Annotated in this window: 29 protein-coding genes; 14 read left to right on the forward strand and 15 right to left on the reverse strand. The window is 37.9% G+C overall.

What is annotated here, in order from left to right; translation table 11 throughout:
• The first annotated feature begins 48 nt into the window (after positions 1-48).
• Positions 49-1,242 carry a DegT/DnrJ/EryC1/StrS family aminotransferase gene (locus P9211_RS01540; RefSeq protein WP_012194867.1) on the forward strand — a complete coding sequence of 398 codons (1,194 nt, stop codon included), beginning with the start codon at positions 49-51 and terminating at the stop codon, positions 1,240-1,242.
• Positions 1,243-1,329: 87 nt separating this feature from the next.
• Here P9211_RS01540 and P9211_RS01545 read toward each other — a convergent pair whose 3' ends face one another.
• Both P9211_RS01545 and folK read right to left on the reverse strand, forming a co-directional pair.
• On the reverse strand, positions 1,330-1,890 hold the full coding sequence (locus tag P9211_RS01545; protein WP_041391007.1) for an NUDIX hydrolase: 561 nt from the start codon (positions 1,888-1,890) through the stop codon (positions 1,330-1,332).
• 63 nt (positions 1,891-1,953) lie between these two features.
• On the reverse strand, positions 1,954-2,535 hold the full coding sequence (gene folK / locus P9211_RS01550; RefSeq protein WP_012194869.1) for a 2-amino-4-hydroxy-6-hydroxymethyldihydropteridine diphosphokinase: 582 nt from the start codon (positions 2,533-2,535) through the stop codon (positions 1,954-1,956).
• Positions 2,536-2,633: 98 nt separating this feature from the next.
• Here folK and bchD point away from each other — a divergent pair, with 98 nt between their 5' ends.
• Positions 2,634-4,706 carry a magnesium chelatase ATPase subunit D gene (gene bchD, locus P9211_RS01555; protein WP_012194870.1) on the forward strand — a complete coding sequence of 691 codons (2,073 nt, stop codon included), beginning with the start codon at positions 2,634-2,636 and terminating at the stop codon, positions 4,704-4,706.
• Between the two features lie 26 nt (positions 4,707-4,732).
• Here the strand turns inward: bchD and P9211_RS01560 are convergent, their stop codons facing one another.
• Together P9211_RS01560 and P9211_RS01565 are read right to left on the reverse strand one after the other, a co-directional pair.
• On the reverse strand, positions 4,733-5,578 hold the full coding sequence (locus P9211_RS01560; protein WP_012194871.1) for an MlaD family protein: 846 nt from the start codon (positions 5,576-5,578) through the stop codon (positions 4,733-4,735).
• 5 nt (positions 5,579-5,583) lie between these two features.
• Positions 5,584-6,396, reverse strand: a complete 813-nt coding sequence (locus tag P9211_RS01565; protein WP_012194872.1) for an ABC transporter ATP-binding protein — start codon at positions 6,394-6,396, stop codon at positions 5,584-5,586.
• Here P9211_RS01565 and P9211_RS01570 point away from each other — a divergent pair.
• Positions 6,388-7,896 (forward strand): gluconeogenesis factor YvcK family protein, encoded by a 1,509-nt coding sequence (locus tag P9211_RS01570; RefSeq protein WP_012194873.1) that lies wholly within the window; start codon positions 6,388-6,390, stop codon positions 7,894-7,896. The two genes, P9211_RS01565 and P9211_RS01570, sit on opposite strands and share 9 nt — an antisense overlap.
• Here P9211_RS01570 and P9211_RS01575 read toward each other — a convergent pair.
• The 3 genes from P9211_RS01575 to P9211_RS01585 are packed head-to-tail and all read right to left on the reverse strand — an operon-like array spanning position 7,893 to position 9,533.
• Positions 7,893-8,435, reverse strand: a complete 543-nt coding sequence (locus P9211_RS01575) for an NAD(P)H-quinone oxidoreductase subunit J (RefSeq protein WP_012194874.1) — start codon at positions 8,433-8,435, stop codon at positions 7,893-7,895. The genes P9211_RS01570 and P9211_RS01575 overlap by 4 nt on opposite strands.
• A gap of 11 nt (positions 8,436-8,446) precedes the next feature.
• A complete protein-coding gene (locus P9211_RS01580; protein WP_041391372.1) occupies positions 8,447-9,166 on the reverse strand; it encodes an NADH dehydrogenase subunit K in 720 nt (239 codons plus the stop codon).
• A 4-nt stretch (positions 9,167-9,170) separates the two neighbouring features.
• Entirely contained in the window at positions 9,171-9,533 is a 363-nt protein-coding gene (locus tag P9211_RS01585) for an NAD(P)H-quinone oxidoreductase subunit 3 (protein WP_012194876.1), read from the reverse strand.
• A gap of 85 nt (positions 9,534-9,618) precedes the next feature.
• On the opposite strand from P9211_RS01585, the gene P9211_RS01590 reads away from it, so the two are divergent.
• The 6 genes from P9211_RS01590 to P9211_RS01605 all read left to right on the forward strand — a co-directional run bounded on the left by P9211_RS01590 (position 9,619) and on the right by P9211_RS01605 (position 11,929).
• Positions 9,619-10,053 carry a rubredoxin gene (locus P9211_RS01590; protein ID WP_012194877.1) on the forward strand — a complete coding sequence of 145 codons (435 nt, stop codon included), beginning with the start codon at positions 9,619-9,621 and terminating at the stop codon, positions 10,051-10,053.
• Between the two features lie 9 nt (positions 10,054-10,062).
• On the forward strand, positions 10,063-11,082 hold the full coding sequence (locus tag P9211_RS01595; protein ID WP_012194878.1) for a photosynthesis system II assembly factor Ycf48: 1,020 nt from the start codon (positions 10,063-10,065) through the stop codon (positions 11,080-11,082).
• 98 nt (positions 11,083-11,180) lie between these two features.
• Positions 11,181-11,429 (forward strand): cytochrome b559 subunit alpha, encoded by a 249-nt coding sequence (gene psbE / locus P9211_RS01600; RefSeq protein ID WP_012194879.1) that lies wholly within the window; start codon positions 11,181-11,183, stop codon positions 11,427-11,429.
• Positions 11,430-11,432: 3 nt separating this feature from the next.
• The gene (gene psbF / locus P9211_RS09190; RefSeq protein ID WP_011124484.1) at positions 11,433-11,579 is read left to right on the forward strand and encodes a cytochrome b559 subunit beta; all 147 of its coding nucleotides are present in this window, start codon (positions 11,433-11,435) and stop codon (positions 11,577-11,579) included.
• Positions 11,580-11,600: 21 nt separating this feature from the next.
• Positions 11,601-11,720, forward strand: coding sequence for a photosystem II reaction center protein L (locus tag P9211_RS09195; protein WP_012194880.1), 120 nt, complete (start codon positions 11,601-11,603; stop codon positions 11,718-11,720).
• Positions 11,721-11,734: 14 nt separating this feature from the next.
• A complete protein-coding gene (locus P9211_RS01605; RefSeq protein ID WP_012194881.1) occupies positions 11,735-11,929 on the forward strand; it encodes a photosystem II reaction center protein J in 195 nt (64 codons plus the stop codon).
• Positions 11,930-11,944: 15 nt separating this feature from the next.
• Here the strand turns inward: P9211_RS01605 and mtnP are convergent, their stop codons facing one another.
• Positions 11,945-12,895 (reverse strand): S-methyl-5'-thioadenosine phosphorylase, encoded by a 951-nt coding sequence (mtnP, locus tag P9211_RS01610; RefSeq protein WP_012194882.1) that lies wholly within the window; start codon positions 12,893-12,895, stop codon positions 11,945-11,947.
• Here mtnP and selD point away from each other — a divergent pair.
• Positions 12,881-15,064, forward strand: a complete 2,184-nt coding sequence (selD, locus tag P9211_RS01615) for a selenide, water dikinase SelD (protein ID WP_012194883.1) — start codon at positions 12,881-12,883, stop codon at positions 15,062-15,064. The two genes, mtnP and selD, sit on opposite strands and share 15 nt — an antisense overlap.
• Before the next feature lie 17 nt (positions 15,065-15,081).
• On the opposite strand, the gene P9211_RS01620 is transcribed toward selD, so the two are convergent.
• The 3 genes from P9211_RS01620 to P9211_RS01630 all read right to left on the reverse strand — a co-directional run bounded on the left by P9211_RS01620 (position 15,082) and on the right by P9211_RS01630 (position 19,121).
• Positions 15,082-16,347, reverse strand: a complete 1,266-nt coding sequence (locus P9211_RS01620) for a CCA tRNA nucleotidyltransferase (protein ID WP_012194884.1) — start codon at positions 16,345-16,347, stop codon at positions 15,082-15,084.
• A 60-nt stretch (positions 16,348-16,407) separates the two neighbouring features.
• Positions 16,408-18,837, reverse strand: a complete 2,430-nt coding sequence (locus tag P9211_RS01625; protein WP_012194885.1) for a UvrD-helicase domain-containing protein — start codon at positions 18,835-18,837, stop codon at positions 16,408-16,410.
• 74 nt (positions 18,838-18,911) lie between these two features.
• Positions 18,912-19,121, reverse strand: coding sequence for a hypothetical protein (locus tag P9211_RS01630; RefSeq protein ID WP_012194886.1), 210 nt, complete (start codon positions 19,119-19,121; stop codon positions 18,912-18,914).
• Positions 19,122-19,375: 254 nt separating this feature from the next.
• Here P9211_RS01630 and P9211_RS01635 point away from each other — a divergent pair, with 254 nt between their 5' ends.
• The 3 genes from P9211_RS01635 (at position 19,376) to P9211_RS01645 (ending at position 21,100) form a co-directional block, all read left to right on the forward strand.
• Positions 19,376-19,924, forward strand: a complete 549-nt coding sequence (locus tag P9211_RS01635) for a bleomycin hydrolase (RefSeq protein ID WP_012194887.1) — start codon at positions 19,376-19,378, stop codon at positions 19,922-19,924.
• Between the two features lie 43 nt (positions 19,925-19,967).
• The gene (locus P9211_RS01640; protein WP_012194888.1) at positions 19,968-20,435 is read left to right on the forward strand and encodes a bleomycin hydrolase; all 468 of its coding nucleotides are present in this window, start codon (positions 19,968-19,970) and stop codon (positions 20,433-20,435) included.
• Positions 20,436-20,497: 62 nt separating this feature from the next.
• On the forward strand, positions 20,498-21,100 hold the full coding sequence (locus P9211_RS01645; protein WP_012194889.1) for a HEAT repeat domain-containing protein: 603 nt from the start codon (positions 20,498-20,500) through the stop codon (positions 21,098-21,100).
• 37 nt (positions 21,101-21,137) lie between these two features.
• Here the strand turns inward: P9211_RS01645 and P9211_RS01650 are convergent, their stop codons facing one another.
• Positions 21,138-22,028, reverse strand: a complete 891-nt coding sequence (locus P9211_RS01650) for a HEAT repeat domain-containing protein (RefSeq protein ID WP_143703322.1) — start codon at positions 22,026-22,028, stop codon at positions 21,138-21,140.
• A 170-nt stretch (positions 22,029-22,198) separates the two neighbouring features.
• Between P9211_RS01650 and P9211_RS01655 the strand changes: the two genes are divergently transcribed.
• Positions 22,199-23,524, forward strand: coding sequence for a HEAT repeat domain-containing protein (locus P9211_RS01655; RefSeq protein WP_012194891.1), 1,326 nt, complete (start codon positions 22,199-22,201; stop codon positions 23,522-23,524).
• A gap of 30 nt (positions 23,525-23,554) precedes the next feature.
• Here P9211_RS01655 and P9211_RS01660 read toward each other — a convergent pair whose 3' ends face one another.
• The 3 genes from P9211_RS01660 to P9211_RS01670 are packed head-to-tail and all read right to left on the reverse strand — an operon-like array spanning position 23,555 to position 24,856.
• Positions 23,555-24,133, reverse strand: coding sequence for a chromophore lyase CpcT/CpeT (locus tag P9211_RS01660; RefSeq protein ID WP_012194892.1), 579 nt, complete (start codon positions 24,131-24,133; stop codon positions 23,555-23,557).
• Positions 24,134-24,138: 5 nt separating this feature from the next.
• Positions 24,139-24,675, reverse strand: a complete 537-nt coding sequence (locus P9211_RS01665; protein WP_012194893.1) for a phycobiliprotein lyase — start codon at positions 24,673-24,675, stop codon at positions 24,139-24,141.
• Positions 24,665-24,856 (reverse strand): hypothetical protein, encoded by a 192-nt coding sequence (locus tag P9211_RS01670; protein WP_012194894.1) that lies wholly within the window; start codon positions 24,854-24,856, stop codon positions 24,665-24,667. The genes P9211_RS01665 and P9211_RS01670 overlap by 11 nt, the downstream gene beginning before the upstream one ends.
• Between the last annotated feature and the right edge of the window lies 1 nt (position 24,857).

The following is a 24,857-nucleotide window of genomic DNA, read 5'->3' on the forward strand; positions in this document are numbered from 1 at the left end:
ACATTGCAATCTAGAAGCTTGACTACTTAAAGCTTTAAGGTGCCTTTTATGCAGGTGCCACCTTTTAGTCTTGATCAACAGCTGTCCGATATAGGGCATCAATTGGAGACTGCTGCTTCCAAGGTCCTTAGGAGTGGCCACTACATAGGGGGAAAAGAGGTTGATGACTTTGAGAAGTCCTTTGCTGCAAGCGTTTGTGTCCCATATGCGATTGGTTGCAATAGTGGAACTGATGCCTTGATACTTGCTTTAAGAGCGTTAGATATAGGCCCTGGAGATGAAGTCTTGACACCTTCGTTTAGTTTCTTTGCAACAGCAGAAGCAATTAGCAACGTAGGAGCTAAACCAGTATTTATTGATATAGATCCTAAGAATTTTCTTATAAATACAGGATTGATAGAAAAAGCTATTACTTCTGCAACCAAGGCAATTTTGCCAGTGCACCTTTTTGGATGTCCTGTTGATATGGATGTAATTGTTTCTATAGCTAAGAAAAACCGACTAAAGATTATTGAAGATTGTGCACAAGCAGCTGGCTCATATTGGCGAGGCAAGCCTGTTGGAGGTATAGGAGATATTGGCTGTTTTAGCTTTTTTCCTACTAAGAATTTAGGTGCTGCAGGTGATGGAGGTGCTGTTACTACACATGACCCTGAAATAGCTCAAAGAGTTAGAGAAATTGCCGTTCATGGAATGCCTAGAAGATATTTTCATACCAATCTTGGATATAACAGCCGTTTAGATGCTTTGCAAGCAGCTATTCTAAGCGTGAAATTACCCATGCTTTCTGACTGGGTTAAAAAGCGTCAGGCAATTGCCTTAAGATATCAAAAACTTTTAAAAGGAATACCAGGCTTAGAAATGCCTGGAGACTCTATAAATGATCAAGATCTTTGTGGTCATTCTTGGAATCAATTTGTAGTAAAGATTAAAGGAAATAATCTTAGTAAAAAACTAGATAGAGAAGAAATCTTTGATCATCAAGAAAATAATTTGTCTGATAGTACTTATAGGGATTGGTTAAAGGAGGAATTATCAAAAAATGGCGTTAATACAATTATTTACTACCCAATCCCAATTCATCTACAACCTATTTATCAAGAGATTGGCTATAAAGATTGTAAATTACCTTTTACAGAAAAAGTTTCGCATCAAGTTCTAAGCCTACCTATTTTCCCAGAGTTAACTCTTGACAAGCAAGACTATGTTGTGAATCAAATTAGGAATTTACTACTAGTCTGATAAATGAAATAATTACTAAATTTATTAAAAGAATGAGACTTATTTTAAATAAACTATTTATTAATCTAACCAAGCTTATTTTTCCCCTTAAAGGTTGAGGAATTGACAAGCTCTATGCCAAGCTGTAATGCTTTTGCCATCCAGGGGCTCATTACCACTTGCAATAGCATGTTCTAGCTCGTTTTTGGTCATTTCTAAGACTTCAATATCTTCATCTTCGTCTCCTAAAGGTTTTTTTTCTAACGGAGTTAAGTTTTGAGCTAGAAAAAGATGAATTACCTCATCGGAATATCCTGGGCAAGGAAGCATTAAACCTAGGTTATGCCATTGCTTTGCTTGATAGCCAGATTCTTCACCTAATTCTCTTTTGATAGAGCTAAGTGGATCTTCGTTGGCTTCGAGTGTACCAGCTGGAAATTCAAGGATTCTTCTGGAAACTGCGAATCGGTATTGACGTAAGAGAATTACATTGCCATTTTCTTGTATCGGTACAGCTAGAGCGGCACCAGGATGTCGGATCATTCCAAAACTACCTTCTATACCAATTGGTAATTGGATTTTATTTACTTCAAAACGAAGTTTTTTTACATCAATAGATCTTTGGTTTGAAAGAATTGGAGATGGTTCAGGGGGTGGCAATGGAGTCATAACGAACATGTATAGATGATTAGCAAACTTTTTATCTGTTTTTGTAGAGTTTTTTAAATCGCTTTATTCTTCCCAGCCTTCTTGAGGGGGAATTTGTCTAATCCCATATGCTTCTCTTTGTATTGATGCTGCTAATGGAATTAACACAAAGTCCCTCTCTATGAATCGAGGATGAGGCAGGACAAGTATTTTTTTGTTTATATGCAAATCACCCCAGGCAAGAAGGTCTATATCAAGGGTTCTTGGGCCCCACTTTACTTTGGAGAGCTCTCTTGCTCTCCCAAAGTTTTTTTCTAGTTCTAGAAATCGCTTTAATAAATCTATTGCTCTATCCTCTGTAGGCCTGATAGAAGCAAATTTCTCTCCTCTAACTACAAGGACAGCATTTATATAATTTGGTTGGTTGCTAGGCCCACCAATTGGTTGGGTTTCATACAATGGAGACCATTGCCAGTGAAGATTTGAAATAATTGGCAAAAAAGTTTTATTTGCTGGCACTAAAGCTTTGATCCATTCGCAGATCAATTGTTCTATCTGAGGTTTGACGGTTATAAGGGTAGAGACTGGAGGCCCTGCTGGACTAGGAATATTGGAACCTAGAGCAATTGCAAGAGTATTTTGTTTGTAATAGTTCAAAGATGACATGCTTTCATAAGTAATACAGGTACAAAAATGATCAGGCTAGTGAGTCTCGATGATTGCAAGTGGAACACACCACTGTGAATAGCCCAAGCCTCTCTTCCATGAAGACTGATGCTCGAGCTTTCCCTTTAGCTGCAATAACTGGTCATGGGACGCTGAAGCTTGCATTGATGCTCGCAGCAGTTGATCCTGGTCTAGGAGGGGTGATTATTGCAGGAGGGAGAGGCACAGGGAAGTCTGTCTTAGCTAGAGGATTACATGAGCTTTTGCCACCTATAGAAGTTTTAGATCTTGATCTTCAGAAAGACTCGGAATATTTACGACCAGTTGGATTAAACCTAGATCCACACTTGCCTAATGAATGGGATGACGTTACTAACCAAATAATTAATAATCATAAGAGGTTTTTAGATGATCAAGATAACTTTGAATTGCCTACAAAAGTTATTAAGGCCCCTTTTATCCAGGTCCCATTAGGTATTACGGAAGACAGACTGGTTGGTTCGGTAGATGTTGCATCTTCACTTGCATCAGGTAATGCAGTTTTTCAGCCTGGTTTGTTGGCTGAGGCTCACAGAGGTGTTCTTTATATAGATGAATTGAATCTTTTGGATGATGGGATTGTCAACTTAATGCTTGCTGCAGTGGGATCAGGTGAGAATTTAATTGAAAGAGAGGGTTTGAGTCTTAGTCATCCATGCCGCCCGCTCTTGATTGCTACTTATAACCCTGAAGAGGGTGCGGTTCGTGATCACTTGCTAGATAGGTTCGCCATTGTACTATCAGCAGATCAGGCTATTTCGAATATTCAAAGGGTAGAAATTACACAATCATCTATTGCTTTTGCTCAATCGAGCGAAGATTTTTTAAACACCTGGTCTGAAGCAACTGAAGCTATGGCTACTCAGTTGCTATTGGCTAGGCAATGGCTACCTGATGTTCAAATAACTAAAGAGCAGATTGAATATTTAGTGAATGAAGCAATAAGAGGAGGTGTGGAAGGACATCGTTCTGAGTTATACGCTGCTCGTGTGGCAAAAGCACATGCAGCTCTTTGTGGTAGAGATAAGGTTGAAGCGGAAGATTTACAAGTTGCTGTTCGCCTTGTTATAGCTCCTAGGGCGCTCCAATTGCCTCCCACTGATGAGCAAATGGAGCCACCGCCTCCTGAGGATCAACCTCCTCCTCCCGATCAATCGCAAGAGGATGACTTGGAGGATCAAGATTCTGAAGATGAGGATGAAGATGATACTCCTGAAGATCAGTCGTCACCTCCTATCCCCGAAGAATTTATGCTGGATCCGGAGGCTTGCGCTATTGACCCTGATTTATTGCTTTTCTCTTCTGCTAAATCAAAAAGTGGTAACAGTGGTAGCCGATCTGCTGTTTTTAGTGATAATCGTGGTCGCTATGTTAAGCCGATTATTCCTCGAGGACCAGTTTCAAGAATTGCAGTTGATGCAACGTTAAGGGCAGCAGCCCCATATCAGAAAGCTCGTCGTGAGAGAGAACCTTCAAGAAAGGTAATTGTTGAGGAAGGAGATTTGCGAGCGAAGCTTCTTCAAAGGAAAGCAGGAGCCTTAGTAATTTTTCTGGTTGATGCTAGTGGATCAATGGCATTAAATCGTATGCAGAGTGCTAAAGGAGCATTGATTAGATTGCTCTCAGAAGCTTATGAAAATAGAGATGAAGTTTCTTTGATTCCATTTAGAGGAGAACAGGCAGATGTTTTGTTACCGCCAACCAGATCTATAACTGCAGCGAAACGACGGCTTGAGACTATGCCTTGCGGCGGTGGGTCCCCACTTGCACATGGCTTGACGCAAGCTGCAAGAGTTGGTGCTAATGCTCTCTCCACGGGAGATCTAGGACAGGTTGTAGTAGTGGCAATCACTGACGGAAGAGGAAATGTGCCTTTAGGGGTATCCTTGGGGCAACCTCAGATAGAGGGAGAAGATCCTGTTGATTTAAAACAAGAAGTTTTAGATGTAGCTAGTCGCTATAGAAGTTTAGGAATTAAGTTATTGGTGATTGATACAGAAAGAAAATTTATTGCAAGTGGGATGGGTAAAGATTTAGCTGAGGCTGCAGGAGGTAAGTATGTGCAATTACCGAAAGCCAGTGATCAGGCGATTGCGTCAATTGCTATGGATGCTATTGGTGAAGTGAAGTGAAGTGAAGTGAAGTGAAGTTATAACTTTTAAGGATATAAATCATTAAATAACTTGCCTATACCAATTGCAGCACTTTGTATAGCCGAAGTTAGCTCTTCATTGTTAATCATCTTGCTTAAATCAGTCGCTAATTTGTCTAGCTTTTGAGTAGTTGAACTCATTGATTTTGCTGTTTGTTTTATATGACCCAGTGTCTCTGGATTGTCTACAACAGCTAAAATATTGTTTATATGCGCAACAGTTTTCTTTAATTCAGTAATTATTGGTTTTGCTCTTATCATCTCCTCTTTTGAAAGCTCAATTAGCTCTTTTAACTCTTGTTGTGTTTCATCAAACTGACCGATTGATTTGACCATCTTTGAAATAACCTCTTCTTCACCTGCTTGGTCTAGAAGCTCATTTAACTCTTCTGTTAGTGTAGAAATATTTTTAATTGCTTGTCCTTTTATTGTGTCTCCATCGCAGACAATTAAATTACTAGGACAGTCTTTTTTGTTGGGTAAAGAAGTTATATTTTGACTATGGACCCCTTTACTGATTAATGAAACTTCCATGTCTCTGCCAAGGACAGAACTAGCTAAAACTTTTGCATAAACTGGCTTGAATAACAACAATTTATTTGTATTAAGCCTAAGATTTGCCTTAACATTTCTTGTGTTAAATGATATTTTTTCAACAGAGCCTACTTTAATGCCTCTAAAAGTCACAGGGGTTCCATCTGATAGTCCACTTGCATCATCAAAAGTTGCAACAATATTCCAATCGTTTCTTCCAACTCTAAAGCCTTGCAACCAAATTATTATGCCAGAAAGTAATACTACTCCTCCTAAAAGAGTAAATCCAACAATGGCTTCACGGTAGCTCCTCCTCATATCTATTAGATTATTTCAGGTTGAATAGGGCCTTGAAGGCTACCAGTTCGGAACTGTTTTATAAAAGAGTTATCTGATTCTTTAAATTCCTTTATTGTTCCATCCCATTGGATTTTCCCGCCATACAGCATTAATACTCTTTCTGCAGATCGTTCAATTGTGCTCATCACATGGCTAACTACTATTGAGCATCCTTTTGCAACATTGGTAGTTTTTATTATCAAATCTTCTATCCGTGTGCAGGCTATGGGATCTAGGCCAGAAGTTGGTTCGTCAAATAATAATAATGGCATGGAAGAAGATTGCAATGAGGACCCTTTTACCAATGCTCGTGCAAAACTTACTCTTTTTTGCATGCCTCCACTGAGTTGACTTGGTAATTTATTGCTTACATTGTAAAGCCCAACTTCTTGTAGGCATGAAATAACAATTTCTTTTATTTTACTTTCACTCATAGATTGGTTTTTTCTTAATAGAAAACCTACATTTTCTTCTACTGTTAAAGAGCCAAGGAGTGCAGGATTTTGAAAAACTAAACGTACATCAGGAGGATTAGTTTGATCCAGCCTTAAGTAACTTTGAGTGCTGCCAAATAATTTCAGATTACCGCTTGTTGGGAGCAAAAGACCTGCTAAGACTCTTAGAGTGGTTGACTTCCCACAGCCTGATGGACCAATTATTGCTATTTTCTCGCCTGGTTTCATTACTAAATTAAATTTATTTAAAACGGGCTTGGAATCCCATTCAACTAATAAATTCTCAATTTCAACAATTGGTTCAGCATTGTCTTGGGTTTTTATTGATTTTGAATGTTCCATCTGGCTTTCTTTAAGTGGACTGAAGGTCAAGTTCCCTTAGAGTTATCTATAAATAATCTCTGTGCGAGTTTTTTAGAGTTGTCCTCGATTAATAAACCATTTAGAAAAAGAAGGAGAAGAAATCAGGCCCATGCTGATTTGTCGAAGAATAGCTTCAGAAGAATCAATGAAATTAACTTTATAAGGAGATTGCAAAGAGCAGTGCGTTGGCTATTGCCTGGATTGGTTGTAAAACGCTGGATGTTTACTTCAGGCATTGGGTTAATAATAGCTCTTCTTGGAGCTGCTATATGGGCTGACTTAAACCCTATTTATTGGGCAGTTGAAAGATTGTTTTGGTTTCTTGAAGGAATTACCACGTTCCTACCTAGAAGTTTTACTGGACCAATTGTTTTTTTAATTGGTATTGGTCTTCTGCTTTGGGGGCAGAGTAGGAGCTTTGATTCAATACAAAAAGCTGTTGCTCCTGATAAAGATGCAGTTTTAGTAGACGCATTAATGGTTAAGAGCAAATTGAATAGGGGGCCAAATATTGTTGCTATTGGAGGTGGAACTGGCTTAGCTTCACTACTTCAAGGTTTGAAGAGATATAGCAGTCGCATAACCGCAATTGTCACAGTTGCAGACGATGGAGGAAGCAGTGGAATTTTGCGAAGAGAGCTTGGTGTGCAGCCGCCAGGGGATATTCGCAATTGTCTTGCAGCTCTATCAAATGAAGAGCCTCTTTTAACAAGACTTTTTCAATATCGCTTTTCATCTGGGACTGGATTGGCAGGTCATAGTTTTGGCAATCTCTTTCTTTCAGCATTGACTTCTATTACAGGCAATATTGATACAGCTATTACAGCTTCTAGTCGAATCCTGTCCGTTCAAGGCCAAGTTGTTCCAGCAACTAATGCTGATGTATGTCTTTGGGCTGAATTGGAGAATGGAGAGGTTGTTGAAGGGGAGTCATCAATAGGTCGCGCTTCTAGCCCAATAGTTCGTATTGGTTGCTATCCAGAAAAACCTCCTGCAATTAGCAGAGCTTTAGATGCAATAGAGAATGCGGAATTAATCTTGCTGGGTCCAGGAAGTCTTTATACTTCTCTTTTGCCAAACTTATTGGTGCCAGAAATAGTCGCTGCGATACAAAAAAGTAAAGCGCCAAAATTATATATCTGTAATTTAATGACTCAGCCAGGAGAAACAGATGGTCTAGATGTAGCAGGACATATCAGAGCTATTGAGGCTCAATTAGCAAGTCTTGGCATTACTAATAGGATTTTCAATGAAATACTTGTTCAAGAAGCTCTTGCCCCATCTCCTTTGATTGAGTATTACCGATCACGAGGGGCAGAGCCTGTTAAATGTGATCGTAATAGCCTTCTTTCTAAGGGGTACAGGGTTTATCAGGCATCACTTCAGGGTTCTAAAGCTACCCCTACTTTGAGGCATGATCCAAGGAGTCTTTCTTTAGCTGTTATGCGCTTTTATCGAAAATATAAAAGAAAGAATTAATAAGCATCTTGCATTTCATAGAAATCTGGCTGAATATAATCTTTTCGTAGTGGCCATCCTCTCCAGTCTTCAGGCATTAGTAGCCTTTTAGGGTGTGGGTGACCATCAAAATTAATACCAAACATGTCATAGGTTTCTCTTTCTTGCCAATCACATCCTCGAAATAATTTATATAAACTGGGTACTCTTAGGCTTCCATTCCTATCAAGGAAAACTTTTAACCTAACTTCTCGAGGCTTATCGCCTTCATTAAAATCTTTCATTTCCATTAGGTGATAAAAGCAAACTAGAGATAAGCCAGGGCCTTCGTCATAACCACCTTGACACTGCAAATAATTAAAACCATTCATTTTTAATTCTGAAACAATCTTGAAAAGTTGTTGTGGGTCGACTCCTAAATTTTCAATTCCAATTTCATCAGGCTCAAGAAGTTTATGTATTAAACCTTTTTGATTAAGCCATTTACTGATTGGTCCTGGTTCAATTTGAGGACCTTGATCAGTATTTGTAAGTTCTGATGTTTGAGTTTCTTCGTTCATTGGCAAGGTTTTTATTGGGCAATTTCTTTGGTTGCTTCATTTTGATCTTCAAGAGGAATCTCTTGAGAAGGGCTTAAAGCTTGTTTTTGAGTGCTTGCATTTAGATAGGCCCCGGTTACTTGAGATTGGACTCTCTTCATTTTATGAGGAACGCTGAAGTATCGATGCTTCTGGAGCATTTTTTCGCGTTCTTGGAATGATTCATTCCCAACCTTTTTTCTTAGTTTTATAACAGCATCAAAAATTGCTTCTGGTCTAGGGGGGCATCCAGGTAAATAAAGGTCTACAGGTATTAGTTTGTCGACCCCTCTTACGGCAGTAGTTGAGTCAGCACTAAACATTCCACCTGTAATGGTGCATGCTCCCATCGCTATGACATATTTTGGGTCAGGCATTTGTTCATATAACCGAACAAGTGCGGGAGCCATTTTCATCGTTACTGTCCCAGCCACTATTAAAAGATCAGCTTGCCTAGGTGAACTTCTTGGAACTAAACCAAATCGATCAAAATCAAATCTTGAACCAATCAAAGCAGCAAATTCAATGAAGCAGCAAGCTGTTCCATATAAAAGTGGCCAAAGACTACTTAATCTGGCCCAGTTATGAAGATCATCAAGACTAGTCAGAATAATATTTTCGCTTAATTCGTTTGTGACATTTGGCGCTCCTACTGGTCCGCAGGTGGCTTCTCGAATGTCTCGAACTGCATTTATAGAAGGAAGATCGGTCAACGGATTAGCTCCATTCAAGTGCACCTTTGCGCCATGCATATGCTAGTGCGACAATAAGGATTGCGATGAAAATCAGGGCTTCAATAAACGCTAACAACCCAAGTTTATGAAATGCAACTGCCCAGGGGTACAAAAAAACCGTTTCAACATCAAAAATCACGAAGACTAAAGCAAACATGTAATAACGAATATTGAATTGAATCCATGCACCTCCAATCGGCTCCATGCCAGATTCATAGGTCAGTTCTCTTTCGCCAGTTTGGCTTTTTGGGGATAGAAGCTTGTTTGTTACTAAAGCAAGAACTGGAACAGCTGCCGAAATTAGTAAAAAACCTAGGAATGCGTCATAACCTTGGAGTGAGAACATTAGTTATTAAAAACTTGATTCTTAGTTTGACTTTCGCTTATCGGTAGTTTCATAGATAGAGTTAGGTGAGTGAGTGAGTGTGGAAATGGTGAGCGATGAATCAAAAACTGCATTAGATAGGGATCCAGCCAATCCAATTGGCAAAGATTCGATAGATGCAGATCAAATGAAAGATCAGGTTCTCTCAGATTTTAAGCAAGATCTGAGAGAACATCGTTTTGAGTGTAGAGAATGTGGATACATTTATGATCCAAAGGAAGGATTGAGTAAGTACAAAATTTCAAAGGGTACTGCTTTTATAGATCTTGACAAGCAAAAATTCCGTTGTCCAGTTTGTAGGTCAGGTTTTGAGGCCTATAAAGATATTGGCGCTGCATTTCAACCAATCGAGGGATTTGAGGAGAATATTAAATATGGTTTTGGTTTCAATACTCTTCCACCAGGACAGAAGAATGTTTTGATTTTTGGTGGTTTAGCCTTAATGGCAGCCTGCTTCTTATCCCTTTATTCATTGCATTAGTTCATCACTATGAATCGATTATTCAAGTTTTCTGCAAATCTTGCTTTATTTATTTGTCTTTTATTCGTCTTAAGCGGTTGTGTATCAACAACGCGCCTCCCAATTGCAAGCTCTACTCCTTGGGAGCAAATTCAACTTGCTAGTGATGACAACCCGCTAGATATAGCTTTTGTGGATAAAAATCATGGTTTTTTGGTTGGGGCAAATCGTTTAATTCGTGAAACGAGTGATGGAGGAGCCACTTGGCAAAATAGGGAGTTAGACCTTGGTAGTGAAGAAAATTTCCGCTTAATCAGTATTGACTTCTTAGGAAATGAAGGCTGGATAGTAGGTCAGCCAGGACTAGTAATGCATAGCAATGATGGGGGACAAAGTTGGGTTCGTTTGGTCCTTGGCAATAAATTGCCTGGAGATCCTTACTTGATAACCACTTTGGGGAATGATTCTGCTGAATTGGCAACAACCGCAGGTGCTGTATATCGTACTAATGATGGAGGATCTAATTGGGAGTCCAAAGTGGCTGAAGCTTCAGGGGGAGCTAGAGATCTACGAAGAAGCAATGATGGTGATTATGTAAGCGTGAGTAGCCTCGGTAATTTTTTCAATACGCTTGAACAAGGTCAGGGAAATTGGCAACCTCATCAAAGAGCTAGTAGTAAACGGGTCCAGACATTGGGTTATCAACCCAACGGCTCTTTATGGATGTTGTCTAGAGGAGCTGAGATTCGTTTTAATGACAGTACTGGTAACTATGAGAGCTGGTCTAAGCCAAAAGTCCCAATCGTTAATGGATACAATTATTTGGATATGGCTTGGGATCCAAATGGGGATATTTGGGCAGGAGGAGGGAATGGAACCCTTTTAGTTAGCAAAGATGGTGGGGAAAATTGGGAAAAAGATCCGATTGGTGAATTAATTCCAACAAATTTTATTCGCATCCTTTTTATTGATAATGAGATGTCTGATCAGCCAAAAGGCTTTGCAATTGGTGAAAGAGGGCATCTTTTGAGGTGGGTTGGATACGCTTAAAAATGTTTGAATCCGCAACGCTCTGTAACCATGCTGATAAACCATCGCAACTTTAGTTACAGCCTTGATAGGATCAATCAGCTAATACGCGTGAGGCTATGGCTGCCGGCTCCACCGGGGAACGCCCGTTTTTTGAAATCATTACCAGTGTCCGCTACTGGATCATCCATGCGGTAACTCTCCCAGCGATTTTTATCGCAGGATTTTTGTTTGTGTCTACAGGCCTTGCCTATGACGCATTTGGGACTCCAAGACCAGATACCTATTTCCAGGCATCTGAATCGAAGGCCCCAGTTGTATCACAGCGCTTTGAATCTAAGGCTCAACTTGACTTGCGCCTGAAATAACCAATGACAAATTCCTCTTCTCCATTACAGGCTGTTGAAGTACGTACCTATCCAATCTTTACGGTGCGTTGGCTTGCAGTACATGCATTGGCCATTCCAACAGTATTTTTCTTAGGTGCAATTGCAGCAATGCAGTTCATCCGTCGTTGATTAATCGACTAATCTTTAGCCATGCAAGTTAATCCAAATCCCAACAAGCTTCCGGTTGAATTAAACCGTACCAGTCTTTACTTAGGGCTGTTGCTTACGTTTGTTATGGGGATTTTGTTCTCAAGCTATTTCTTTAATTAAACTCTTCTTTAATCATGTCTAAATTAAGGGGGCCTGATGGCCGAATTCCAGACAGGCTGCCTGATGGCCGTCCAGCTGTTTCTTGGGAACGACGCTGGACAGAAGGAACTTTACCTTTATGGCTTGTCGCTACTGCAGGCGGGATAGCAGTAATTTTTGTTCTGGGTATCTTTTTCTACGGTTCTTATACCGGTGTTGGTTCAGCCTAAAGAGGGTAAATTTATTTATTCATCCTCTATCAGATTCCCCCAGTAAGGCTTAGTAAATAGGTCTATCTTGACAAGAGTCTGTTGAGGAACTTTTTCTTTTGCTGTCATAAGACTATTCTTGAGGGCGGAATGTGCTTCGCTTTCTGGTCTTATTGAGGCAACTTTTTTTGCAGTTGCCTCAACGATTTTGTTGGCAACGCTTGCGTTAGTTTGCAGATTTTCAATGACCATATCTACACTTACATTTCCATAACCTTCGTGCCAGCAGTCATAGTCTGACACCATACTTATAGAGGCATAAGCTATTTCTGCTTCACGAGCTAACCTTGCCTCTGTATGGTTTGTCATGCCAATGACAGTGCATCCCCAACTTCGATAGAGTTGAGATTCTGCTCTTGTAGAAAAAGCTGGTCCTTCCATTGCTAGATAAATTCCTCCTCGATGGAGCTGTCTGCCCTCGGGCATTAACTTTTGACCTTCTTCTGTTAAAAGCCTAGAAAGAGTTGGGCAGAAAGGGTCTGCCATGGTGACATGTGCAACTGCACCATCAGAGAAAAAAGTAAGAGGTCTTTGATGAGTTCTATCAATAAACTGGTCAGGCACCACCATATCCAAAGGTCTTACTTGTTCTTGAAGTGAACCAACTGCTGAGGGTGCAAGTATCCATCGGACACCTAAAGAACGAAGTGCCCAGATATTTGCTCGATATGGGATACCTGTTGGGGTAAATGTATGATGCCTTCCATGCCTTGCGAGAAAAACTACTTCCATCCCCCCAAGAATTCCCAATCTCAATTTGTCAGAAGGTTTCCCATAAGGTGTGTCAATCTCTATCTCTTTTATATTTTCAAGATTATTGATTGAATAAAGACCACTTCCACCTAAAACTCCAAGCCTGGATTTCCCCAAATGGCCATGGCTAGAACTGTTTTCCTGAAAATCTGATGAAAAATGTTGGCTGATCATTTTTTACTAGCCGGTGGTGGTCATACCCATGCACTTATTTTGCGTCGTTGGGCGATGCACCCCCATCTAAGGCCTAAAGGTTTAATTACTTTAATTAATAGAAGTAGTAGAAATATATATTCAAGTATGTTTCCTGGAATAATTTCTCGGCAATATAAATTTGATGATGCTGTTATAGACCTTGCCTCTCTAGCTAATAGATCTGGTGTTTCATTTGTTATTGGGGAAATCATAGGGTTAGATCCAGAGAGAAAAAAATTATTCTTAGAAAACAGACCTCCTATTGGCTTCTCATTGCTTAGTCTTGATGTAGGGTCCGAGACTTTTGCGGATTTCAAAAATTTTGCACATATTGAAGAAAAATTAGTAGCCGAAATTAAACCTTTTAGATCCTCTTATGAATGGATTGAACAATTTGATGATGATCCAATACTAGATTCTCAACCTCTTACTGTTATTGGATCTGGTCATTCAGCTTTTGAAATTGTGCTGGCATTACGAAAAAGATGGCCTAGACGTCCATTAAGATTGCAGGCTTATGAAAGCAAGATCAATAAAAAATTTAGGAAGGGTCTGCTTGCAGCAGATATTGACTTAAGAACTAATCAAGAGTTTGTTAGAGGGCCTGTGCTTCTTTGTACAGGGAATAAACCTCAATCATGGATTCAGAAAAGTGGGTTACAAGTTAACCATCAAGGGAGGGTGCTAACAGAAGACACCCTCCAAGCAATTAATAAACCACATATTTTTGCAGTTGGTGATTGTGGGGTAATAGCAAATAGACAAAGACCAGCATCGGGGGTTTGGGCTGTGAGAGCTGCAAAGCCTTTGGCATTAAATATTGAAAGACTCGCAAAAGGCTTAAAGCCATTTTCTTGGCATCCCCAGAAAATTGTTTTGCAATTAATAGGAGGTCATTTTAAATCAAGTATGCCTTCTGGCTGGGCACTTTGGGGACCATTTTCAATAGGCCCAAGCTCTTTGATTTGGAAGTGGAAGGAATCAATAGACAGGCATTTTATAAATATATTTGATACATCTAAGGATATGAAAAAGGTAAAAGCTGAGAGCAATCTTTTATGCAGAGGTTGTGCAGCCAAAGTTTCTGAAGGAACCTTAAAAGAAGCTTTGAAAGAAGTTGATCTACAAAAATTAGGAGATTACCCAGAAGATGCATCTATGGTTTCTTCTTCTAAAGGAACTGGAACCTTGATGCAAAGCGTTGACGGTTTCCCAGCATTAATTAGCGATCCGTGGCTTAATGCTCGCCTTACTGCTTTACATGCTTGCTCTGATATTTGGGCATCAGGGGCATCAGTGATCTCTGCTCAAGCGGTAATAACACTTCCAGTATTAAATTCCTACTTACAAAAAGAATTATTGGTTCAATCTATTGCAGGTATTAAATCTGTCTTGGAACCTCAGGGAGCAAAACTGATAGGTGGTCATACTTTTGAATCAAGAAATGAACCTATAGAGCAAATTACTCTTGGTATAGAAATTTCTCTTTCTATTAACGGCATCTTAAAACCTGGTCAACTTCCTTTGAATAAAAGAGGCTTAAAACCAAAAGATGAACTTCTTATTAGTAGAGGCTTAGGCAGTGGAGTTATTTTTGCAGGTACTATGCATGGTGCTACTTCTTCAGAGGTTTTAGAAACAACTTTAGATACTTTATCCCAAAGTCAACATTTTCTCTTAGAAGATATTAAAAAACCTATTAATCAAAATCTCGATTCTTTCGTAATAAATGCTTGCACAGATATAACAGGTTATGGCCTATTAGGTCATCTAGGGGAGATGCTTAAGTCAAGTAATCACTTTCGTGAATTGAGAGGGGAATCTGGTTTGAGGATTAAGCTTTATCCAGATTCTATTCCTATTTTAAAAGGTGCCAAGAAACTTTTAAGAAGTGGATTTTCTAGTACTTTTGCTCAATCAAACAGGTCTTTTTTTAGCTTATTAAATTCTTTCAAAAATGCACCTCCATTAATTGATTTAGATCTTGGCGATATTCAGCATGAGAGTATAGAACATCAGGTCATAAAAGAATTAATCGTTGATCCACAAACGTGTGGGCCATTACTAGTCTCATGCCCACAAAATGTGAGTCAGATTTTGCTTAATAAGGGCCCATGGGTTCGAATTGGTTTAGTAGATGAAATTTAGACTTTTAGTAAATTTTTTTATGAAGTTTCACTATTTGATATCCCTTTGTCGAGAGTCTCTGCCCGAAGCCTTTGTAACTCTTTGCCCAGCTTTGGACCTTCTGTCCAGCCTTGAGTTAGAAGTTCCTTGGCAGTGATTTTAGATTCTATTTTGCGCCATTCAGATAGCCATCTTAGGCAATATTCCCAAAGTGGAGTTTCTAAAGATATAGCAATACCAATTGACTCAGGATACCAATTTCTACTCTCTATTGCATTACACCAATTAGAAGGTAACCAGCTTAAGTATTCTTTTGATTGAGCTAAATATGTAAAATATTCTTTAATATTAATTGCTTGGGATAAGCAAGTTTGTTGATAGTTACCTAATTGCAATCTTGCAGCTAAAGAACATGGGTCTTTGGCACCAGCGACTAAGGCGGTTAATGGTGGAATACCTAATTGCGATGCTTTAAGAATTCTTTGATGCCAATTTTTATCTATTTGAATCTGTGTATCTAGTAATGATAATGCTTCCCAATCTTGTAGAAGTTGTAATGCTTGTTCCCATGGCTCTTTCTCAAGCAAAAGCTCTAATTCCATCCGAAGCCTGGTTGAAAGTGCTGGTGGTGCTTTACTTAAGGGCTCATCTGGCCGCCAATCCCATGGCCATAATTTTATTGTGGATTTTATTTGCTTGAGTGATTCATCATCTAAAATAAAGTTCAGTCTGGAAGCGTAACGGGCACCACGTATTATTCTAGTGGGATCGTCGGAAACACTTTTGGAGTGCATGAACTTTAGTTTGCGCTTGGATATATCTTCCCTACCTTGAAAAATATCTATAAATGTATTATTTATTAACTCTAAAGCCATTGCATTTATTGGAAAATCCCTTCTAATTAGATCTTCTTCAATATTGCAGTTGAAAACTTGAGGATTTTCTCCAGGTGCGCTATAAGATTCAGTTCTTGCAGTAGAGAAGTCAAATAAAGTATCACCTATCTTTAACTGAATTGTTTTAAAGGATGAACTCTCACGAGTAATAATGACTTTGTCCGAACCTAAAATTAACCTAATTTGCGTAGCTAACTCTTTAACGGGACCTTCTATTACAAGATCAATATCTTCAAATTTTGTGAGAGGTTCTTTCTCAAATGAATGAATAATATGATCCCTTAATATTCCTCCAACAATTGCAACTCTTTTAATACCTACGTTCTTAGCAGCTCTTCTTAAAACTGTTAAAAAATCTCTTGGCAAGCCAGGAAATTCATTAAGGAAGTCCGGATTTGCCGGCTTCATGATTTCTTCAATTGGATAGTTTGTATTAAAATCATTAGTAAGTTAATGAGTAGATGCACTTTAATTATCTTTTATAGGCTGAATTGGTGCTAGTCGAGGATCAAGAATTTTTGGGCCCATTCCAACAAACTTTATTGCAATAGAAATTTTCTCGCCACTCCCAAAAATATGAGTTACTTCCCCTTCCCCAAAGGCTGAATGAAGTACTTTATTGCCCACTTCCCATGAGACTCCAGGTGCTGGACCGGAATATTTACGCCTTACTGCATTTGTTGGCAAATTTTTTGATATGCCTGATGAATTGAGTTGATCTTCACGTCTGTCAACTCTGGTAAGTCGATCCATGCGGCGCTCTCGTCTCAAGGCAGCACCTCCAGCTAATTGGATATCGCCTTCAATAAGTTCTGATGGAATTTCTGAAAGAAAGATTGATGAGACAGCAGGTTCTCGCATCCCTCCCCAAATTCTTCGTTCAGTTGCATGAAATAGAAACAATCTTTCTTTTGCTCTGGTAAGCCCTACATAGCAGAGTCTTCTTTCTTCTTCTAAAGAAGCGGGATCATCCAGTGATCGATAGCTTGGGAATAGCCCTTGTTCTAGTCCTACAAGGCATACAATCGGAAATTCCAACCCTTTACTGCTATGCAATGTCATTAAAGTGATCCGATCATGGGCAGTATCTTTTTTATCGGCATCGCTTGCTAAAGCAGCAGTAGCTAAAAAACCTTCTAGATCCGCGGCTTCATTCTCTTCCTGGTATTGAAGCGATGCATTGACAAGTTCCTGTAGATTGCGTCTACGTTCTTCAGCTTCATCTGTAGCAGTAGCAATAAGTTCACTTATATACCCACTTTTCTCCATAACCAATTGAATTAATTGCGAAGGCTCGGTGTTATTTAAACTCAATCGAAGATCATCAATAAGCTCTTTGAATTTCAATAAGCCTTTCGCTGACCTACCTCCAAGAGATCTAATTGCTTCGGGATCACTTACGACTTCCCAAAGAGGTATTCCTAATTGAGAGGATGCATCGCTAAACCTTTGTACTGTTGTTTTCCCAATTCCCCTTTTGGGAACATTTAATATTCTTAGTAGACTTACACTGTCGGAAGGATTAATTAATAGTCTTAAGTATGCCAAAATATCTTTTACTTCTCTTCTGTCATAGAAACGTAATCCACCAACAACTATGTATGGGATATTCCATCTAACTAAAGATTCTTCAATCACTCTGGACTGTGCATTTGTTCTATATAAGATTGCAATATCACCCCATTTTAAATCTTTATTATGTGCTTCTAGAAGACGTAGACGATGAACAACGGCTTCTGCTTCAGATATTTCGTCGTCGCAGCGAGTAAGTTTAATTAGCTCGCCTTCACCTCTGGTCGCCTTGAGAACTTTATCTAGTCGTTCTTTATTATTCGAGATTAAGGAATTAGCAGCATCAAGTATAGTAGAAGTTGATCTGTAATTTTCTTCTAATTTTACTACATTAGATAATCCTTGTAGTGAATTCTTATTTTTAAAATCTTCTTGAAACCCCATTAATATTCTAAAATCAGCGGCTCTAAAGCTATAAATACTTTGATCAGCATCACCAACAACGAAGACTGATCGCTTAGACCAACTTGAGAAGAAAGATGGGTTAATGCCATTAGTTACTAAAAGCTTAATCAACTCATATTGAGTCCAATTTGTGTCTTGATATTCATCAACAAGTAAGTGCTTGAATCGATTGTGCCAGTAACTTCTTACTTGCTCATTTTGTTTTAACAGCTGTACTGGAAGTAAAAGAAGGTCATCAAAGTCAAGAGCATTATTTGCTGCTAATGCTTTTCTGTAAAGGCTATAAACTTGTGCAATAAGCTTTCCTCTTTGTCCTTCTGCAGACTGTGTAAATTGATCTGGTAGAATCCCTTGATTTTTAGCATTACTTATAGCCCATCGAACTTTCTTAGGCTCAAAACGTTTTGGATCTAGATTCATATCTTGTATAATTATTTCCTTTATTAAGCTTTGGGCATCTGTCTCGTCATAAATAGAGAAATATTTAGTCCATTTAAGACCTTCTTTGTCAACGAACTTTTCTATATCAAACCTAAGTAATTTTGAAAAAAGTGCATGAAAAGTTCCAATCCAGAGGTCTTTTGTTACTTCCCTATATATTCTCGTTCTAAATTGATTTTGTTCTACCAAACTTACAGAAGACCAAGGCTGATCTAGCTGGTATTTAGCAATTCTTTTTGCTAATAGGAGCTCTAACCTTTCTTTCATCTCTCTTGCTGCCTTATTAGTAAATGTGACTGCAAGGATCTCAGATGGGTCAACTTTATACTCTGTAATTAGATGAGCGATTCTGTGAGTTAAAGCTCTGGTCTTTCCACTTCCTGCACCAGCAACCACAAGTAATGGACCTTCGAAATGATTAACAGCATTTGATTGCTCGTTATTAAGCCCATCAAGAAAACTGTTTGACTGTTGATTCATCTTATTAGTTTGATTTTTATTGGGGAATGAGATTTATTCCTACCCATAGTTCATTTATTCATACTTGGCATGAATTACTTTGAGCCATCCATTTGATTTATAAGACTTTGAAGTGTATTATCTAACTCTTTTAGTTCAGCATGGTTGCTTAATGTGGAATCAATTTTTTTCTGAGGCATATGAAGTTTTTGTGAAATAGTTGTTATTTCTTTTCTAAGTCTATTTCTATAGCTTTTAAGGGCCTCAATAGATTGATGGAGTTCTTCTCTAGTCGGTTCAGGCATGGCTTACGTAACTTATTTCTGAGGCTAACTCAAAAACATGAAGAGTCCCTGATTGTTAGTTTTTTTTAGGTTGATCCTCTATTGATGTCTTCTACTCACTGTGATTTGAATTACTTCTTTCGGTTACGAAGCATTGCGGACTGAACTTTGTATTCAATCAGGAGTCACTGTAAGAGTTAGGTTGATTGACGGTGCTTTTCCTTACGGATCATTAGCACTTTGATCACATAACTGTCCAGGATTTAGAAATCCAGATGCTTGATGCATTTTCTCGTGCTGTTGTAAGTGCTGATTCCAAAGGAACTCCCATTGGTACTGCTGAGCTTGCTTCTCTACGAAAATACGTAACTGATGCAAATAAGCGTATTGACGCTACTCTTGCAATTACTCAAAACGTATCTTGCATTGCTGCAGATGCAGTATCTGGAATGGTTTGTGAAAATACAGGATTAACCCAGCCTGGCGGCAATTGCTACCCAACACGTCGGATGGCGGCTTGCTTGAGAGATGGAGAGATAATTTTGAGATATGTCAGCTATGCGCTTCTTGCAGGTGACGCTTCAGTCTTGGACGATAGATGCATAAATGGTCTAAAAGAAACTTATATTGCTTTAGGAGTTCCTATAGCTAATGCAATTAGGGCAATAGAGATTATGAAAATTGCGACTATTGCAATAATGACTGAAACTAATACTGGAAGAAAAATGTTTGAGGGTATTAATTCAGGTTCAGGTGCACAATGCAAAGATATTGCTGCAGAGGCTGCAACATATTTCGATAGAGTTATAAATGCTCTTAGTTAATTTTTTTCGTGATTTATTCAACCTTCTTTTAAAGGAATAGGCAATGAAATCAGCAGTAACAACAGTAATCACTTCAGCTGATGCTTCAGGTAGGTTCCCTACTATTAGTGATTTGGAATCAGTAAAGGGCTCGTTTGACAGAGCACCTGCTCGATTAGAGGCTGCTGAGAAGTTAGCAGTATATATAGACAAATTTACAGCTGATGCTTTAGATGAGGTTTATGGTAAAGGGGGTTATGAGCAGGCAAATAAAGATAAATGTGCCAGAGATATCCATCATTATCTACGTTTAATAAATTATTGCCTGGTTACAGGAGGTACTGGCCCATTAGACGAATGGGGTATAGCTGGAATGCGAGAAGTGATTAGGGCCCAGTTGCTGCCAACTGCTGCATATATTGAGGCATTTATCTTTATTCGTGACTCCATAGATGTACCCGGACAAATGGGTCAGCAAGCAGCAACTGAATTTAAGGCCTTGCTTGATTACTTGATTAATGCACTTGCGTAAAAATCTAAGATAACTTGAATTACCTTTAGCTGAAGATTTACTTATATTAGTTAATTTTGATCATGCAAGATTCTTTAAACAATAGGCCTAAATTAGAAACTTTATTATCTGACTTTTTACACCCTAACCCTAACATTAATAAAGATGCTTATATTGATATGCAAGAATATTGGCCAGAAGAATCAATACAATATTTGAAATCTAATCTCGATAGCGATGATGTTGAACTAAGAAGAAAATCTGTAAAGGCTCTTTCTTATTTTGGTACACCTATTATTCCCACCATTTTGGAATTGTATATTTCTAATTCAAGCTTAAGATTCCGGGTTGGTTGTCTCAAAGTCCTAGTAATCTTAGCAGCAAATAATAATATGGATAATTTCTATAAGGATATGCAGGGTGTTATTGAGATGGCTATTAATGATGATTCAGTAGAGTTAACACTAGCAATTATTTCTCTTTTAAGACAGCTAGGGCAGATAGCTTGCCCTATTCTTATGCGATTATCAGTAGACAAGAATATCCTTAGAGCTAAAGCTGCAATAACGGCTTTGGGTGAAATTTCTGATGCAAGATCTGAGAAACTTTTAAAACAACTTTCCAATAACAAAGAATTAGATTGTATTTTAAGAGAAAGTGCCTTAGAAGCTTTACGTTATAAATAGGGTCATAGTAATCAAATACAAGATTTATCTCTTAGATTTAATCCGTTAACATTTTTATTGTAAGATTTATAATACTAATTACATTTAAATTACTTTCTATATCTAGCCTTTCTTTTAAGCTTTCGATTTGATCTTTAGCGTTAAGCTTCATTAATGCTAGAGCCGCTTGCTTTCTTATCTCTATGTCATCACTATCTAATTTGGTAGTTATTAATCTAGTGTCCCAATCATATTCTTGTAAAATACCTATTAGATTTATTGCTTCAATTTGTACTTCATTAGAACAGTCGTTCAACGCATTGATGACAAGCGATTTTGCTTCGTCATCATTCAATGATTGAATTTGATCTCCAAGAGCAGCTATGGCTGAAGCTCTGACGATTGATTGCTTTGACTTTGCTGCTTTTTTAAGACTTTTAGCTCCTTCTGCGCCTATAAAAGCCAGCCCCCATTTAGCAAGACCACATTGGATTGATGTTGATAGAGGATTTTCTAGGACCGGTAAAAGATATTGAACTCCTTTCTCTCCAAAAATAGCAATTGCTCCTGCTGAAGAACCTTGAACTACTAGATCGGCATCAGTTAATAGTGCTTTTAGAAGATCTGGCAAGGCATCTGGATCGCCTACTAGTTTAAGAGTTTTTGCTGCGGCTCTTCTCACAGTTACATTTTGACTATTGAGCAAAGCATGACGAAGTTCTGGGGTTGCTTTCTTGCCTATTAAACCAAGGCTTTCTGAGAATGTTCTTCTTAGAAGTCCGCGTTTATCTGCAAGACCTGCAATCAGTTGTTTGATTTGCTCTTGATTACCTTCGGGACGATCTCCATTTTTAAGTTTGATCGTTAACTCGTTGGCAAGAGTGGTAGCTTCATCTTCAGTTAAGGAGTAATTCACCTCGTCACTTGAGCCTCCCAAGCTTTCTTCCAAGAGCTTTTATAATTAATTTTTATTATGGATGTATATCAACTCAACAGCTATCTTTGTGAACAAGATCACAGCCTTGATGCAATTAATAGATTAGCTTTCTGTTAATTAGTTTCATCACCATGTATCAATTTTGATTTGATTATTATGACTTTCAAACACTTGATTGATAGATGAATATTGCTTCACTGGACAATTTACCTCCTCTAACCAAGCAGGAAGCCTTAAATATTTTGGCAACCCCTCTAAATGACCTGAAATTGGGAAGCGATTATTATAAAGCTGTTTTTCATTTGGCTAAATATCCTTGTAAAGAAACAGAAGAAGCCCTTTTGGCCTTGCTATATAAAGAATCTTTTGAGCAACCAATTCAAATAGCTCAGAGAAAAGCTATTGAGATACTTGCTCATTTAGATTGTCGTCGAGCAATTCCTGTGATTGGCAATTTACTTACAAGTGATGATCCATATATTGTTGAAAATTCTGCATGGGCATTAAATAAACTTGGCTGTAATGAAAAGGTTCTGCATAGTTATATTGGTACCTTATTAACCCAACCTAATCAAAACCGAAGGATCTTAGTTCAATCTCTATCAGGGATGTTGGCTAGGTCTGAGTTGTCAAAAATAAGAGATTTATTCAACTCAGATCCACTTTCTCCTGGTGTAAAAGGTGCTTGTATTGCTGCTATTTTTAGATTAACAGGTGAAAGTTCTGAAGTAAGCCAATTAGGTAAATATCTTGAACTGCCTAACCAGAATGATCGCCAATCAGCTGTGCAAGATATTATCGATGCTAATGCTAGTAGCCTTTTGGGAAAAGTAGTAAGCACGCCAATCTCGCCTTTCTTTAAATTAAGAGCAATAGATCATCTATGGTCTAAGAAACTTGATAATAATGATAATAAAGAACTTTTTAATATAATAGAAACAACATTAATAGATGATCCTAATAAGCTTGCACTTGTGAAGAGTTCTAATCATCAAGAAGATATAGATTCTTGTATAAAGAAATTGTTTAATACTGATTTTAATGTTGGTTACATAGCCTTAAAAATTCTTCTGGGGAAAAAACTATCTAATGTATTCCCTCACTTGATTAATTCATGGGATAAAATAACTAAAGATTATGGTGCTATTTACTTTTTAACTATTCTTTTTAGAAAAATAGAAGGTTTGGATCAGTCTCAAACTAATCTAGTAATAGAGTTCTTATTTTCTTGTCTTAGCAATGATTGGCCCTTATTTATGAAATTTAGATCTTCTGCAATTATATCTTTAATGAAGATAGATCCAAGTATTTGTAAAGGTCATATATCTCAATGGTTAGATGTAAACTTAAATCCATATTGGCCTTGTAGATATTCAACATTAATGTGCATGGATGAGCTCTTGGGACCACTAGAATTATATCCATTTATTGGAGACTTGAAAAATAAATTCAATGATAATAATAGGTTTGTGAGTGCCAAAGCTAAAGATATTTTCTACAGGCTATAATTTCAATTCTATGCTTATTGAAAAAAATATTTATTCTTCAACTCTTAGGAATTCATATGGACCATTCTCAGAACCCCAGACTTTTTTATCTGTTTGAACATCATATCCTTCGTCTATACTTACCCATTTTTTTTTATTTATTTCTACTTTGCTTAATAGATAAGTCTCTTGGCCCTCTCTATTGATAAAACAAGTTTTTCCAGGTCTTAAGCTGCCCCTATAATGTCCTTTCTTAGGCTCAATAAAATGCATTTCACATCCAAATCTAGGTATTAGATCATCTCTATTAATGTAATTAATAAGCTCAAGGTTAAATCCTGCACCAGCAACCCTCTTATGGTTTTTAAGATTATAAGTTTCAAGTATAATCAATCCTTTTTTTATATTGATCTTTTGGACAGCTTGCCTATAAGGTGACCATGGTGAATGGTCATAACTCTGCTCAGAGTAAAAGCTTAAAGAGTCAAATAATTTAAATTCTAGTGGTCTGACAAAGATATTTATATGTGCAAAATCTTTTGGATATTTGTTTGCTTGTTGTTTATTAGTAAAGTGTCCTGAGAATATCTTGGCAAAACTTTTTGCAGTAGTTTCCTCAGAATAGTCCAAATTAATTATGGATTACCTCTTAACTTTACTTCGGAAGAAAATGAAGTTTGTAGTATTGCTGATGAATCTTTTGAGCGTACAACAGATGAGCGACATCTTACACTATTAGATATAAACCAAATCCGTTCTTCTGCTGTTGATTGATTATACTGAGTAGAAAGAATCATCGTTCCGTCTTCTAGAAATTTAAAATATGAAATGGCTCTGACTTTTTCGGTATAACCAATACTGCGAATAATAATACCATTTTTACTTCTTCTTAATATTGGAATAAGAATGCTACTACCTTTCATATCTTTTTGTTCTGAATCTTCCTCCCAGTTGCTTTCTGCTTGCCATTCTATTTGAAAAGGTTGTACCATCTCTTCTTTCTTATAAATACTATCTTCTATAAGCTCTTGTATATTTGAATCATTAATATCTAGCGGTTTAATTATAATTTTGCTTATTATTTCTTCGAATTGTTTAAAGGCTAGAGAATGACTGCTTCTCATTGCCTTCCATTCACCCAAGCTTTGAGCAACAAATTGCTCAATGTTCATTTTGAGTTTGAAGGGGCTCTTCACTACTAGAGTCGATTCCTTTATCAGTTGTTCCTTTCTGTATCATCCTTACCATAGAGTCCACCATCATAGACATGGCCATTGGCACTTTTTTCCCAGAGGGTGTATCTGCAGACTGGTCACCAGGTTTTTCGTTGGAAGTAGGGCGGTTTATAGCCATT

Origin of the sequence: Prochlorococcus marinus str. MIT 9211, from assembly GCF_000018585.1 — a bacterium.
GTDB lineage: Bacteria > Cyanobacteriota > Cyanobacteriia > PCC-6307 > Cyanobiaceae > Prochlorococcus_D > Prochlorococcus_D marinus_B.